Here is a 15,897-nt window from a genome sequence, read left to right on the forward strand (position 1 = left end):
GTCATGAATATTTTATTTGCAGACGACCACCACTTAATTTTATCGGGACTTCAAAACTTGCTTTCGGTTAAAATACCCAATGCTACTTTTTTAACTTGCGACAATAAAACAGCTTTATTTTCCACCTTAAGTAAGGAAAAAATCGACATTTTACTGCTCGATATAAAATTTGGAAAAGACCATGCAAAAACCTTTATCAACTTGTTAATTGCCGACTACCCCGCTGTAAAAGTAATTATGCTTAGCTCAGTCTCGGACGAGAGTACTATTTTATATTTTAACAAAAGAACACATGGCTACATTTTAAAAACAGAGCCTTTTGAAGAAATCACCAAAGGCATTGAAATGGTAATTAATGGGCAGCAATACATCAGTCAGAAAACACAAAAAATTTTAAAAGCATTTACCTTGCCACAACAGCTCCATTTTACCAATAGAGAATTGGGTATCTTAAAAGAAATAATGCAAGAAAAATCAACCAATCAAATTGCGGAAACCTTAAATATATCGGTAAAGACAGTGGAAATGCACAAACACAATATTTACATCAAATTAGATGTGAAAAACATAACCGGTTTAGTAAAGAAAGTAATTGCCTTGGGATTAATTGAAAATTAGCACCCTAGGGAATTCCCTACCCAATGATTAATAAATTGGTAATAAATTTGTTTTAACTAATCACTAAAACTATAATGATGAAAAAGAAATTCTTAATGCTATCCATTGCAATAACTGCAATAGGATTATCTTCCTGTAGACAAGGATGTACAGACCCACTAGCTTTAAATTATGACCATACCGTAAAAAAGGATAATGGCACTTGTGAATACCCGCCCGAAATAATTACGGAAGCACTGATAGATGACATTGCAGCACCTACTACCTTAGTAGCGAAAAACTACGAAGTATGTGGTAACATTTATGTTTCCTCAGAATTAACAGTAATGCCTGGCGCTATATTTACCATGTGTGAAGGATCATCCATTACCATTGAGAGTAATGGCTATATGAATGCAACTGGAACAGCAGAAAACCCAATTATTTTTAAAGGCGAAACTGCTGCCAAAGGATTTTGGACAGGTATAGCCTTCAAGTCTAACAACCCAAACAATAAACTTATTCACGCTTCAGTGAGTGATGCAGGAACATATTGGGCTTGGGACTATGCAGGAGTATACGTAGGTAACAATGCACAAATCTCCATGAGTAATTCCTCCATTACAAACAATGCAGAATATGGTTTATTTATAGAAAACGGTGGCTTAATCAGTAATTTTTCTTCGAATACTTTTGGTACCAATAAAATTGGTTTTAGTCTGGCAGTGGATCAAGTTCATAAGATTGACGGTGCTTCAAACTATAACGAAGCAAATACCAACGACTATGTTGAAGTAAGAAACGGAACCATTGGTACTGATGTTACTTGGCCTGCTACTACAACTCCTTTACTTGTAGACGATTTAACTATTGACGGTGGATTAACACTTTCTCCAGGATCAAATATTAAAATGGAAGCCACAGCAGTAATTAATGTAAAAGCCACTGGTTATCTTAATGCAACAGGAACCTCTTCTAACCCAATAACTATTGTGGGTAGATATGCTTCGACTGGATACTGGTCGGGTATGAGAATTGAATCCAATAACCCAAATAATAAATTAATTTATACTACCATAGCGGATGGTGGAAACTATTGGGCTTATGAGTATTCAAATATTCATGTGAAAGGTAAAGTAGAGATGAACAACTGTAATGTGAATAACGCAAATAGTTATGGTCTATATATCGATAACGGTGCTCAAATTTCTTGTAATTCTACTATAGCGACTACCATAACTGCTGTAGAAGCCGCAAATTCTTTCTCTGGTAACGGTACTGGTCCAGATGCGAATTGCACTGCTGCATGTACTGTATTTTTTGAGTAAGTTTATTTATTTATTATTTTAATAAAAGGGACTGTAACAAGTCCCTTTTTTAATTTATCATAGTATCATAAAATTTACCTTGCCTAAAAAACAGGTAATCAAAATAATTAATCAAGCCAACTTTAGAAAAATAAAACTGAAGAATTTGACTATAAGAATACCCTTGTTTTGCCATATTCATGGCACCTTCTTGACACAAGCCGACACCATGTCCAAAACCACGCCCATTTAAAACCACTTCATTCCCTTCTAAATGACAATCAAACCAAGTGGAACGCAATTTAAAATGGTATCGAATATCTCTTAATGGAATCCCTAATTGTGGTATTTGATAAAATGCAAGCCTATGCTCTTGCGTAAAATAATACAGATAATTTCTAAAAATAGAATCACTCACAGGATAAGCAAACTCTTTGACCAAGTATTCTTTCCAAGCTGCTTTTGGAATCCTTTTCTCCCAAGTGGCTTGTCGGGTATGAATACAAAAAGTATCTACTACACTTCTACAATAAGAAACTGCATTATTCCATACAAAGTCCGATTCACTGGTCTGCCCACCACAATTGGCAAAAAAGAAGCCATTGGCTAACTTAAATCGTGCATCAATCATCACTATATTTTTTGTTGCTTGCACGGCATCAATAATTGTAGGCGTGTAAATAAGCATATTATGATAAGCTTGACAATGTACTTGGTCGCACAATTGAAAACCTTCCTTTGCATGTTTTTTGAGGTGACTTAATAAATAGGTACGACTAAGGGTCGCTTGCACCTTATAATACTCTAAATGGCGACCACCACCACCTTCACTTTCAATTACACCCGCCAAGTAATTTGGCATACGCACTAAGTTAACCACTTTTATGCTGTGGTTTTTATCTATGGTAATTCTTAAATTATTATTGTATTTTCTTTCTTTTAACTTTTTTGGTTTTAACCCTTGAATTCTAAAAGAATGGTTGGGCAAGGACTCCTCTATCCAAATGGTATCGTACACCCCTAAAGGCTGCACACCTTGGATCAATGAAAGTTGGTTACCAGATACTTTAATCTCCACCGACTCGGTAGGTAAAATAGTATGCTTTTTTTCTCCGTCACCATACACATTATAAGATCCTTTATGGTACGAAATCAACAGGTCATTAATTTCATACCGTCTTAAAATCCCAATCTCGTAAGATTGAGAAAAACAGAAATTGGAAATGACCAATAATATAAAGAGGAACCACGTTTTCACGACACAAAGTTAAATCTTGATTTTAAGTGATGACCCATGCAAACTTTAAATTATTAACATTTTAAACAAGATAAACCTATTGAATTAAGCTTTTAAGCGGTTAAAAATCATTTTCGCCACCTTTTGAGAAGCACCACCACCACCTAACACTTTTTCTAGCTTATCATATTCCATTTGTAAATCAGCACTATCAGCTTCTAAACGTCGCAATTCTTTCACTATTTTCTTACTGGTCAAATCTCCTTGAATCAACTCTTTGACCACTTCCTTATTCATGATTAAATTTACCAAGGAAATATAAGGTACCTTAACCAACCTTTTTGCAATGTGGTAAGAAAGATAGCTAGCCTTATAACATACCACTTGGGGCACCTTAAATAAAGCAGTCTCTAATGTTGCGGTACCAGAAGTAACCATGGCAAGACTACTATTATTAAGTAAATTATAGGTTGAATTTTCAATAATTTTAACCGACAAACCATTCAAATACTTTTGGTAAAATGCTATAGATTTATTAGGTGCACCAGCAATAACAATCTGGTAATCTTTAAATTGCGCCGCAGCTTTTAGCATAATTGGCAATTTAGTTTTAATTTCTTGCACCCTACTGCCTGGCAAAAGCGCCAAAATAGGTTGCCCACTTAATTCAAATTGATTTAAAAAATCCTTTTTACTTAAGGCTTCTTTTTTAAATTCTTGTATGGCATCTACCAATGGGTGACCAACATACTGCACATCATAATCAAACTTTTTATAAAAAGCTTTTTCAAAAGGCAAGATAGTATACATTTCATCTACCACCTTTTTTATTTTGTGTACTCTATTTTGTTTCCAAGCCCATATTTGTGGAGAAACATAATAATGCACGGGAATATTTAATTGCTTTGCAAATTCCGCTATTCTTAAATTAAAACCGGGATAATCAATCAGAATTAATGCATCCGGCTTGGCGGCCTTTATTTGAGATTTACAAAGTTTGATGTTTTTTAAAATAGTGCCTAAATTTGCGATCACTTCCACAAAACCCATAAAAGCTAGTGAATCAATATGCTTTAAAGGTTCTCCTCCAATGCTCGCCATTTGATCTCCACCCCAAAATTGGAATGTTGCCTCTTTGTCGACTTCCATTAATTGCTTCATGAGATTTTTTCCATGTAAATCTCCAGAAGCTTCTCCTGCAATTAAAAAATACTTCAACTTATATAATTTTTAATCAAAAATAAATGAATTAATCGGGTAAGCCCTAAAAAATCGAACTTTATCTAAAACACTTAACAGTTTACTGTGGAAATTTGCTATTGTAACTTTACGAAACGGACCATTAAAAGCCGTAATTTTGAAGTATGAAAGCAGGTTTATTAATTTTTGTGGTACTCTTATTTACTTCAATGTCTTTTGGTCAGGATAAAAAAATTGACCAATTGGAAGTATTATACAGTCAAAAGCATTATACGAAAGTGCTTCGTAAAGCAAATAAATTACTTGCCATACCTGACTATGATTATAGTGGCATGCCTACTTTTTATAAAAGTTTGGCTTTATTTAGACTCGCAAGTGATGTTGAATATAATCCTAGGCATCCAGAATCTTTAGAAAAAGCGATTGAAACATACATCCAGTTTCTAGCACATAGCAAAGCCAACATATACAGCAAAGCGCATTATTTTGAAATTGCAGCTTTAAAGCGATACTTAATCGGTTTAGAAAAAGACTTAACGGCTAAAAAAGAACTAAAAAACGCCATAATTATTCGAAACTTTTTAGAAAACCAACTACAGACCGTCCGTCCGAGTGGCCTTCAACTCCCACAGGAACAAAAGCAAGAAGAAATTGTTTACCCCATTAAGAATAAGCGCCCCAACAAAACGCATGGTAATAATGAAGTTTATGCAGAAGAAGAAATAATGGCATTAAGAAGTGAAATTATTTCTACAGCTAATGCACAATTGGGCGTACCTTATAAGTGGGCTGGAACCAGTCCAAAGGGATTTGACTGTTCTGGATACACGGGTTTTGTTTATAACAGCCAAGGAATTCAGCTACCTCGTTCTGCAGCCGCTCAAAAAGAACATATCGAAAAAATTAAAATTTCAGAAGCGAGAGAAGGTGATTTGGTATTTTTCAAATCTGGATCTAAAATCACCCATGTGGGGATAGTTACTTCTGCCATTAACGAACCATTGACTATGATTCACGCTTCTACCAGTAGCGGTATTATTACAACGAACATAGAAACTTCCAAATATTGGCGTGGAAAACTAGCTGGTGTAGGAAGAATTATTCCATAAAAAAAAGGAGCCACAAGGCTCCTTTTTAAGGCTATTTCTTATTAAATTATTTATTTAAATCTGGTGCTGTTCTAGTAAATGCAGAAATCCCAGTCACATCCATACCTGTGATAAGCAAATGTATATCATGCGTTCCTTCATAAGTAACTACAGATTCTAAATTTGCCATATGTCGCATTACAGAAAACTCATTGGTAATTCCCATAGCACCTAGAATTTGTCTTGTTTCTCTAGCAATATTCAATGCAATTTCCACATTATTTCTTTTAGCCATTGAAATTTGAGCAGAAGTAGCTGTACCTGCATTACGCATTTGACCAAGTCGGAACGTTAATAACTGTGCTTTTGTAATTTCCGTAATCATTTCCGCTAATTTTTTTTGCGTCAGTTGAAAAGCGCCAATTGGAACACCGAATTGTGTTCTTTCTTTGGCATATCGTACAGCTTGATCATAACAATCCATAGCAGCGCCTAAAGCACCCCATGCAATTCCATATCTTGCAGAATCTAAACAACCTAGTGGCGCTCCTAAACCGGACTTATTCGGTAATAAATTTTCTTTGGGCACCTTTACGTTATCAAACAAAAGTTCTCCAGTAATAGAAGCTCTTAAAGAATGCTTACCTTTCATTTCTGGCGCCGTAAAACCTTCCATGCCACGTTCTACTAACAAACCATGAATTCTACCTTCTTCATTTTTTGCCCAAACTACTGCTACGTCAGCTAATGGCGCATTAGAAATCCACATTTTAGCGCCATTGAGTAAATAATGGTCACCCATGTCCTTAAAATTGGTGGTCATCCCACCAGGATTAGAACCGTGATCAGGTTCTGTTAAACCAAAACAACCTAAAAATTCACCACTTGCTAATTTTGGCAAAAACTTTTTTCTTTGTGCTTCGTCACCATACTTATAAATTGGGTACATAACTAAAGAACTTTGTACCGAAGAAGTAGATCTTAAACCAGAATCACATCTTTCTAATTCCTGCATAATAATACCATAGGAAATTTGATCCAATCCAGGTCCACCATATTCAGTAGGTATATAAGGCCCGAATGCACCAATTTCACCAAGTTGTTTTACCAAATGTTCTGGAAAAGCAGCACGCTCAAAATAATCTTCAATAATTGGGGAAACATTTTGTTTCACCCATGCTCTCGTCGCTTCCCTTATCAACTTATGCTCTTCGGTAAACAAATCGTCTAAATTGTAATAATCTGGATGCGTATATAAATCAGTTGCCATATTTTTTTTCTTTTGAACAAATGTAAATAATTTTATTGTTTTCGATAGAATGTAAAAAATTAATGTCGATTGAATGTATAAATACTTAATTTTACAGCATGAATCCACGCGATTTCGACATTGGAAAATTAGTTCAGGTACAAAGTAATACCATTTAGGCGGCAGTATTTTTTTTTAAAAAATGATGCAAGAATTTATTAAGAAGCTGTACTTAATCCAATTGATTTTAATAAGGTCAAAGTACTAACTCAAATATTGATAAAAACATTTTCAGTTAAATAAATTATCTAGCACTATCCAGGTTTAATTGTTCAGAATAGAAAATAATTATTGTGTTAAAACGATTATACTGTCCAAACACATTAAGTATTTATCGTAAATCAAATAAAAAAATTAACTTGCGAAGTTTTAAAATACTTTTTGTTAATTTTACATTAGAAATATTTTCATTATGAATAAATTTTATGAGCATTCTGCTTTAAAAAGAACATTTATTTTACTTTTATCCTTATTATTAGTTTGCATATTATTCTTTCCCACCACTACATTTGATCTCAGTAAAAAAACTATAAAATTTGGCGTAAAAACTTTTTATGGTCTTACCACTTCTCTTGAAAAAAAAGATTATCTTGAAATTTTAATTGATGAAAACGCACAGGAAAAACTAGCTAATTATAGAAATAGAGAACCTGTTAAAAAAAAATGGGTAGACATTAAAATACTTATAGATGGTGAGTTTTGTGATGCAAAAATCAAATACCATGGAACTCACATGAATCATTACATTAATGATAAATATTCTTATTCGCTAAAACTTTCTAAAACAGGACCGAAAATCAATAATGCAAGACGTTTTAAAATAATAAAAAGTGAAGAAGCTGAAGAAGTAATTTCATTGAATTTCCTTGGTTCAGAAGCTGGATTAATTAGTGCTACTGGCACATTTAAAATACTCAAAATTAACAATAAAAATGTAGGTTCATATTACTTTGTAGAAGATATTAAAAAAGAGTTTTTGGAAAGAAATTTCGGAATCACTAACTTTGTAATACTATCAAATACAAGTGACTGGACAAGAAAAGAAGGTAGACCACACATATCATCCCTAAATAATTTTCATGGGCACTTGGATTCAAAAGATGATGAGAATTATAGTTTAGCAGTAGCTGAATATGAGAGGTTTACAGATAACATTAAAAATGATAGATTAGAATTAATTCTGAAGCAAATCGACCAAAAATACATGGCGAAATTTCTTGCTTTAATGGCCCTAAATAATAATTCTCATCATGTTACTGGAGATAACTTAAAATTTGTTTATGATTTTAGTCGGGGTCATTTCTATCCAATATACCGCCCTGAATATAAAGGATCAGATGTATCAAAAGAATTAAATTTTGAAGCCGTTCCTGATTTTAATAGTTTAGTATTTAAAAGTTTTAATGAACGGTATCACAAATATGAGTGGAATCATTTTTTTAAATTATTACTTTCAGTGAATTCAATTAGAAACGATCGAGATAAGTTCCTCTATAAATTTTACTCAAATAGAAATCACATTTCTAATCAACTTGATAGTGTTTTTAATTCTATCAAAACGGTTCAAAACGCTGACTATAATCATGGAAAATTAAATTTAATTAACTACTCCATAAAAACTTTAATTGATAACACACTAGATATATATAAAGACTATATTTCAAATGCACATATTTATGGTTCCATTGATACAACGGCTGGTACAATAGATATTGCATTAGATGCTTTTGCTCAAATTAAAATAATCAACAAATCTACCAATCAATTGGTAAGTATTCTGAACGGGGTAATTTTTTCGCCCGACCTATCTTATAAGAACATTATATTATCAATTAAACTTCCAAACAAGACATTTAATCCTAAGAAAGATTTCTTATACATAAACGCAGTAACTGGTGATACATTGTCAAAAAAGAAAATTTACTTTAATTATATCAACAGAACAAGTTATCAACCAAGTGAAATCAATGGTCTGGACCAAGCTGGCATAAAATATAAATTATTAAATGATACGATTTATATAAAAAAAGGGAAATATCAAGTTGAAAATAACATATGTCTTCCAACGGGCTATACGGTTTCAATTGAAGAAGGTGTTACTATTATGTTAGATTCAAATATTCATTTTCAAATAAATGGAAGTGTCTATTTGAATGGAACCGAGTCGAATCCTATTAATATCACATCAATGGATAAACACAAACCATTTGGAACTTTCTCCATTATTGGAAATGGAAAAAACACTGCTTATATTAATAATACAGTCGTTTCAGGTGGAAAATCATCATTTTTTAATGGTAGATTGTTTACTGGACAATTTGCAATTTATGAATGTAATGTTCAATTAATAAATTCAACATTTTCAAACAGTCAAGGAGATGATGGAATTAATATTAAGTACTCTAAAGTAAATATTTCAAACTGTTTTTTTATTGATAATTATGCTGATCAAGTTGACTTAGATTTTTGTTTTGCAAACGTAAAGAGCTCTGTATTTTATCCTAAAAAAATAGATGCGAATGGTGATGGGCTAGACATAAGTGGTAGTTATGTGCACATTTCTGAATGTGAGCTTAATTCATTTCTTGATAAAGGATTAAGCTTAGGTGAAAAATCAACTGCAATTGTTTCAAATTGTGTATTTAGAGATAATCTGAACGCTATCGCTGTAAAAGATGAAACAACATTCTACAGCTTGAACAACAGTTTTTTTAATAATCAAAAAATTATTACAAGTTACATAAAAAAAGGTATTTTTAATGACCCAAGACTATACCTTGATAATAGTTATGATTCGAGTTCTCTTCACATAATTAATGGTAAAATTGAATTAATATCTAAAATACAAGTTAATGAAAATATAGCCTTGTTTGATGAAAGATTTAAACAGTATTTGAAGTCAGGCTCAATTGAAGATCGGTTATTCTTTAAATAAAAATCAAAAATTACAAATAATTTCTATTCAAAGTTACTTCACTTTTCTAATTTGGTAATTCACTAAAAATTTGTTTAGATATATTTTTTAACATATTGGGTATATAAATCCTTAATTTTATAGCATGAATCCACGCGATTTCGACATTGGAAAACTTGTCCCTATACAAAACAATACCATGTATTTGGTTTTGTTTATGTTGGTAGTATCCCTTTTATTGGTAGCGATTGCACGAATTAACAAACCCAACTATATCCAAGGTTTATTGAGTACCAGCACCAATATGAACAAAAAAATACTGGGCACCTTATCTGCCTCTAGTTACTTTTTAGTGCTTAATTACCTCATTACATTTAGTATTTACATCTATTTGCTAATTACCTACAATATAATAAACACCGCATCTGCTTCTTTTTCCAAGTTAACTTTAATCTTACTTTTTATACTCCTTTTTCATGCGGTTAAAATTGGCGTATTATTCTTAATTTCTAACTGGTTTAATCGATTTGTTTATTTTGACATAGCCAATATCATTAAATATTACCAAATCATAGGTTTAATTTTACTTCCAATTACAGCATTAAGTGTTTTTCCTAACGAAGGACTTCACGATTTCATCCTCATTATAGGGGGGATAGCTATGTTGGTAACAGGAATGGTACTGCGATTTAAATCTTTTAAAGAGGCGCGACAATTTAATATTTCGTATTTCTATATAATTTTGTATCTTTGCACCCTCGAAATACTACCCATTTTAATTATTTTAAAATTCGTTGTAGATTAGAATTGAAATAACTAAGAAAATTTTAATTTGATATGAGCGTAAAAACTATTTTAGTTTCGCAACCAAGACCTGCAAGTGAAAAATCACCTTATTTTGATTTAGCCGAAAAATACAAATTAAAAATTGATTTTCGTCCATTCATTAATGTGGTGGGTGTTACTGCAAGAGAGTTTAGAGCACAAAAAATTGATTTAGGCCTGCATTCAGCAGTAATTTTAACCAGTAAAACTTCGGTAGACAACTTTTTTAGAATAGCTGAAGAAACTAGGTATAAAGTACCTAACTCCATGAAATACTTTTGTATTTCTGAAGCAATTGCCTATTACCTACAAAAATATGTAGTGTATAGAAAACGTAAAATATTTTACGGAAAGCAAAATATTGTCGATTTAGTAGAAGTACTTAAGAAGCACAAAGATGAAAGATACTTATTGCCTTGCTCTGATATTTTAAGACAAAATATTCCGGATACATTAGAGGAAAGTAATGTAAAGTATACCAAAGCGGTTCTGTATAGAACTGTTGCTGCTGATTTATCGGACTTAGAGGAAGTAAAATACGATTTATTGGTGTTTTTCAGTCCTTCTGGTATTGAATCCTTGTTAAAGAATTTTCCTGATTTTAAACAAGACAAGACCATGATTGCAGCATTTGGAACCACTACTGCGAATGCAGTAAAAAAGAATAACCTTAGGTTAGATATTCATGCACCACAACCAAAAAACCCAAGCATGACTATGGCGATTGAGTCCTATATCAAAACCAATAAATAAGTTTAATTTTCCGCTTCTTTCGGGAAATAATTAAGAAATAGAAACACAATAAGGACTGGCATAAAAGAATTTGTCAGTCCTGTTAGTGTTCGGACGATATGATACATGGTATTACCAATGCCAAATACCCATCCTGTAACATACAATATTCCAGCCAACCCAAACAGTATTAAATAAACATAATTAATGGCACGTACGCTTATGCCACGTGGTTTAAAATAAACCCTTAGCGTAAAAAAAGATAAGGTCCAGAAGTAAATCATCCAAAAAATAGTCAACACCCATTTAAGCAAATATATTTGCGCAACAGTCCAGTCTTCTAAAGGATAAAAAAGCGGTACACTATAATTAGTCAAACCTGTTGTTATATGTTTTAACACCAAGTTGATGTTCTTCATGAAAAAATCCTGAAGAAAGCCGCTTATTACAATAAAGGCTATTAAGCCGTAAAATAAATATTTGCTTTTATTAAGCTGTTTTTTTTCCATAATGCTTAATCCAATATAACCAAAGAAGGAAGATGACTAAATAGACAAATAAAGTAAAGGTATAGTCGTGGTTAAAATCTAAATAAGCAGGGTTGTAATCATTAATCAACAACAAAGCCATTACCCGAATGATATTTGCCAGGTGTATAAGCAACATGCCAATCGGAATAAAAATAAATTTAGATTTCACATTGCCTGGAAAAGCAATAATAAAAATAGAGAAAATGGAGAATAATTTAAAGCCATTACAATTATCCCCAACCAAAACACCTGTATGCCTTGTAAGATCTCTTAGGAGGGCCACATGGTTACTTTCAATATCAATAAATGTTTCTATACCAAAAAAGTGAAACAGATGATGAGACAAGGAGACAATGTTATAGTTTAACAAAAAGTCCCAGTTAGTATGTGTGGTAATTACAAAATGATAAATCACCAGCCAAAGCAAGTAAAGACCAATCCCTAAACCTGCAAACCTTAATACATCTTTTCTATTTAGTTTCATTATCAAAAATAAAAACTCCATCTTTTATCAAGATGAAGTTTTAAATTATTTAAGTTAAATTTTATTATTTTTTGCCTTTTAAGCTTTTAAATCCTAAAAGTGCGCCAGCAGCAAGCAGGAAACTCAAGCCTCCATCAATAGGAACACATTCTGGTGCCCAACAAGGAGGTGTATTTGCACCAGTAATACCACCGCCAGGAGGTGGTCCTGCAGGAGGTTGTGCAATTCCTATAGCGGTTATAGCTACAATACATACTAACAATAAAACTATTTTTAATCCTTTATTATTCATGTTCTTTTAATTCAATTTTATAAAATAATTTTTTTCGTTGTAATGCCGTTAACATTTTTCACTACAACAATCATCAAACCTTTTAAGTCTGTGGACAAATTTAACAATTTTGATCCATTTGACAAGTTTACTTCTCTAGGGGATAAAATTTCTTGACCCAATGCATTGGTAACATAAACCGTATTATTTACAAAACCATTCAATGCGCTAATTTCAATCGCACTTCCTAATTGAGTAATATTAATTTCAGTACCAGTGTTTACTGTAGTAATAAAGTCATCTGTACTTAATACATCATTCGTGAAGATTACTTTGAATCTATCGAACTCTCCAACTTCACTATAAAAAGTATATGCTCCTTCTGCACGTAAATCAATCATTTTATTTAACGTTTGATCGAATAAATAAACATTTGAATAATCATTTACGCTAGCAACATCAGCAATATGAATGGTAAAATAGCTTTCCGTTAATGCTTTTAAAGCAACGTTAATTGTTTTATCCGCATAATCTCTTAATAAGTATGATTTGGTTAATTTAAAAGTATCTGTTGTCATATATAAAGAAGAAGCTTTTTCTAAACCTGTACTTAAATACTCGATATCCATTTCATCTTTTAAATCACTTCCAGTATGATCAAATACAATACTGGACACATTGAAATAAGTAGTATTGTCTTGTGTCAACTTTAATTGAATACCATTCTCTGCCACACTATTTCTAATAAAAGTAGCATTAGTACTAGTTTTAGCACTTTGCGGGAATGTTAAAAACCCAAAATCTTTTACCCAAAACCCTTGTCCACTTGCCAACAAACCGTTTGCCAACTGAGGTATACTAGAGGTATTAGAAACCTTATCATACCATTGGTAACCACCAGAAGCAGGATCATAGATATAAAAATATTTCCCCATTACATTGGTTGTAGAAGCTTGACTGAACAAAACTGGACTAGCGTAAGGATTACCTAAAGTACCCCAAGCGGTAGTATTCATTGTAGTTACATCCGAATTGTTTAATGCACCAGTAACAGCAATGGTAGTTCCTGAATATGTCACTAAATCATCTCCGATAAAAATTTCATAACCCTTACCGTTTTCTAAGACGTAATTGATATTGGTAATATCATAAAAACGATCTTGCCAGTAATACTTCACTGAAAAATAACATCCACTTGCTGTAGTATCCCCATAAGCACAACCATCAGGAAAACCATAACCACTAATTGCTAAACTATCATCCCAGTGGGCTAAAGTAGCACCTACAACCGGAGAAGCTAGGTTTCTATTACCAGCAACACCTGCTGGAATAAATCTTCTAACCGTAGCATTACCTGAAAGTTCAGCATTCACGTTTACCGCAGCAATTCTGGCAGAAGACACTGCTGAAACAGAATTAACAATAAAGGATCCTGCAGTAAAATCAAATTTACCACTCGTTGGGGTTAAAGTACCATTTAATACAATTGTACCATTCTGTAATTCTACAACATCTCCATTGTTGTTTATTTCTATATCATTAAAATCAAACTCTCCTCCATTTAAATCTATTTCTTGGATAGATGTTCCTGCAAAAGTAATACTCCCTGTAGGCATGGTAATATCACCGAAAATAGTTAAGCCATCCGTTTGAATGGTTAAATTATTATCAAAAGTCCACTCCAATTCACCGTCACCAGCAATAGTTAAATCTTTAGTATACCCATCTGTATCTACATTAACAGTGGTAAAAGAAGAGATAGTCACCAAATTCAATCCAGAAGGAACACAACTACAATTCCATGTGCTTGGATCACTCCAATTACCATCTGATACTGAAAATATTTCCACTGGTTCATCTCCTAATAAAGTAAAATAGTCACCTGCATTCATATCAATCCCCGTAAAATGAACCGTACGTGTTACAGCATTATAGGTACCAGAGTAGGTTGTTGCTCCAGCAGCAAATACACCATCTGCATCTACAATTAATTTATAAGCACTAGGTGCTGGACTAAAATCACTTAAACTATCTAATTGAAAAGTAACTTGAATATTTCCTACATCAGTAGGCTCATCCATACGCCATGTTCTTAAAAGTCTAGAAGAATTAAGTAATAACACGGGCACATCCGTACTTAAGGAAGAATAGTTTTCGTCATTATGCCCAACATATAAATACTGTCCATCTGTCATAGCAGACTTCTGAATTCTCACCATACCATTACCAATAGAATTCAAGTGTTTATTTAAATTGTTATCTCTACCAATTCCTACTAAACCAACACCATGTGTCGCTTCATAATCATAATGATCTGTAGGTATAGTAGTACCGTATTTTGCACCAATATAATTTTGTAATATTTTTGTTTGTGCAGTATTTAAATCTATATTAAAAGCAAATACCTCTGAAATAAACCCATCCATATAATAACCTGTACCTGATGCTCCAGTACTGCCACCTAACCATGTTTCTAAATGTGTAATAAATGTATTTTCTATAACATCCGGATCAGAACTGATCAAACTGAAATCTAAATAAGCATTCATTAAACCGGACAAAGAATTATAATCATTTTGAAAAACCTTTAAAGTCGTTGGTGAGCCTAAGCTTGCTCTACGAACAAACCCATATCGTCTTCCAATTGCATTGATAAGCCCAAACTGGGTTAAAAATCCGGTTGAAAATGCTCGAGAAGGAGTAACACATTTGAAAGCAAAAGGTACAGAAAGTAAACTTAAGTCATCAACACTTCCAATATAATACTGATTATATTTAGTCACCCCATTATAAGCTGCCATTGCCCCCCCAGTTAAACTCTGCCCGCCATCAAATCTTAAAGAAGCTATGGAAGAATTAAAAACATTGGTCACATTTACTGGCCGCTTTAAAACATCAGTTTGCACCAAGTGGTTATTATTACCAGAAAAATCGGTAACCTCTTCTACCATAGCACCATTACCAATGTTTTCAGAATTAATATCGTACCAAAGCATGTTCGTACTGGAATTACCAATCCCACCCGGACCTGTTTGTCCTATCACACCTGAAGTGGTAAATAGAAGAATAATTATTAAAAATTTCTGTTTCATCATCATAAAGTATTATTTATATAATATACAAATATATCAAAAAAAAATCAACCACTACCTTATAAACGATTTTAATAAATTTTAATTGACAAGTATGTGTCGCAAAGAGAAAGACTTGTGGGGATAATTTTACACACTCTAGGTTTAAAAATTAGATTACATAAATTAATATAATTTTCTAAAAAAAATCGCCGAACAAAATGAGAAATTTAAAACAAATAAATTTCTACTTAGTCGAGGAAAAGAAAAGTATTTTATATTTTAAAAAAAAGGACCTTTTTCCGCGACCTATAACTTTTGCTTTTCTGATA

Annotated in this window: 13 protein-coding genes; 6 read left to right on the forward strand and 7 right to left on the reverse strand. The window is 32.6% G+C overall.

What is annotated here, in order from left to right; all coding sequences use genetic code 11:
- The first annotated feature begins 3 nt into the window (after nucleotides 1-3).
- Nucleotides 4-618 (forward strand): LuxR C-terminal-related transcriptional regulator, encoded by a 615-nt coding sequence (locus DNU06_RS00145; protein ID WP_111061181.1) that lies wholly within the window; start codon nucleotides 4-6, stop codon nucleotides 616-618.
- A gap of 77 nt (nucleotides 619-695) precedes the next feature.
- Nucleotides 696-1,925 (forward strand): hypothetical protein, encoded by a 1,230-nt coding sequence (locus tag DNU06_RS00150; protein ID WP_146239091.1) that lies wholly within the window; start codon nucleotides 696-698, stop codon nucleotides 1,923-1,925.
- 49 nt (nucleotides 1,926-1,974) lie between these two features.
- Here the strand turns inward: DNU06_RS00150 and DNU06_RS00155 are convergent, their stop codons facing one another.
- Nucleotides 1,975-3,162: a SpoIID/LytB domain-containing protein gene (locus tag DNU06_RS00155; RefSeq protein ID WP_146239092.1), complete on the reverse strand. Its 1,188-nt coding sequence runs from the start codon at nucleotides 3,160-3,162 to the stop codon at nucleotides 1,975-1,977.
- Between the two features lie 84 nt (nucleotides 3,163-3,246).
- Complete coding sequence (gene lpxB, locus DNU06_RS00160) at nucleotides 3,247-4,359, reverse strand: lipid-A-disaccharide synthase (RefSeq protein WP_111061184.1); 1,113 nt, start codon at nucleotides 4,357-4,359, stop codon at nucleotides 3,247-3,249.
- A 146-nt stretch (nucleotides 4,360-4,505) separates the two neighbouring features.
- Between lpxB and DNU06_RS00165 the strand changes: the two genes are divergently transcribed.
- Nucleotides 4,506-5,450: a C40 family peptidase gene (locus DNU06_RS00165; protein WP_111061185.1), complete on the forward strand. Its 945-nt coding sequence runs from the start codon at nucleotides 4,506-4,508 to the stop codon at nucleotides 5,448-5,450.
- A 46-nt stretch (nucleotides 5,451-5,496) separates the two neighbouring features.
- On the opposite strand, the gene DNU06_RS00170 is transcribed toward DNU06_RS00165, so the two are convergent.
- Entirely contained in the window at nucleotides 5,497-6,699 is a 1,203-nt protein-coding gene (locus DNU06_RS00170; RefSeq protein WP_111061186.1) for an acyl-CoA dehydrogenase family protein, read from the reverse strand.
- Between the two features lie 451 nt (nucleotides 6,700-7,150).
- On the opposite strand from DNU06_RS00170, the gene DNU06_RS00175 reads away from it, so the two are divergent.
- From DNU06_RS00175 to DNU06_RS00185, 3 genes are all read left to right on the forward strand, one after another.
- Nucleotides 7,151-9,673, forward strand: coding sequence for a right-handed parallel beta-helix repeat-containing protein (locus tag DNU06_RS00175; protein WP_111061187.1), 2,523 nt, complete (start codon nucleotides 7,151-7,153; stop codon nucleotides 9,671-9,673).
- Nucleotides 9,674-9,797: 124 nt separating this feature from the next.
- Nucleotides 9,798-10,457 (forward strand): DUF4271 domain-containing protein, encoded by a 660-nt coding sequence (locus DNU06_RS00180; RefSeq protein ID WP_111061188.1) that lies wholly within the window; start codon nucleotides 9,798-9,800, stop codon nucleotides 10,455-10,457.
- A 32-nt stretch (nucleotides 10,458-10,489) separates the two neighbouring features.
- Nucleotides 10,490-11,230 carry a uroporphyrinogen-III synthase gene (locus DNU06_RS00185; RefSeq protein WP_111061189.1) on the forward strand — a complete coding sequence of 247 codons (741 nt, stop codon included), beginning with the start codon at nucleotides 10,490-10,492 and terminating at the stop codon, nucleotides 11,228-11,230.
- Nucleotides 11,231-11,232: 2 nt separating this feature from the next.
- On the opposite strand, the gene DNU06_RS00190 is transcribed toward DNU06_RS00185, so the two are convergent.
- The 4 genes from DNU06_RS00190 to DNU06_RS00205 are packed head-to-tail and all read right to left on the reverse strand — an operon-like array spanning nucleotide 11,233 to nucleotide 15,592.
- Nucleotides 11,233-11,718, reverse strand: a complete 486-nt coding sequence (locus DNU06_RS00190) for an XrtX-associated membrane protein (protein ID WP_111061190.1) — start codon at nucleotides 11,716-11,718, stop codon at nucleotides 11,233-11,235.
- Nucleotides 11,699-12,244, reverse strand: coding sequence for an exosortase X (xrtX, locus tag DNU06_RS00195; RefSeq protein ID WP_111061191.1), 546 nt, complete (start codon nucleotides 12,242-12,244; stop codon nucleotides 11,699-11,701). The genes DNU06_RS00190 and xrtX overlap by 20 nt, the downstream gene beginning before the upstream one ends.
- Nucleotides 12,245-12,287: 43 nt before the next feature.
- Nucleotides 12,288-12,515 (reverse strand): PID-CTERM protein-sorting domain-containing protein, encoded by a 228-nt coding sequence (locus DNU06_RS00200; RefSeq protein ID WP_111061192.1) that lies wholly within the window; start codon nucleotides 12,513-12,515, stop codon nucleotides 12,288-12,290.
- 17 nt (nucleotides 12,516-12,532) lie between these two features.
- Nucleotides 12,533-15,592, reverse strand: a complete 3,060-nt coding sequence (locus tag DNU06_RS00205) for a hypothetical protein (RefSeq protein ID WP_146239094.1) — start codon at nucleotides 15,590-15,592, stop codon at nucleotides 12,533-12,535.
- Nucleotides 15,593-15,897 lie beyond the last annotated feature (305 nt).

It is taken from the genome of Putridiphycobacter roseus (genome assembly GCF_003234935.1).
Lineage (GTDB): Bacteria > Bacteroidota > Bacteroidia > Flavobacteriales_D > Crocinitomicaceae > Putridiphycobacter > Putridiphycobacter roseus.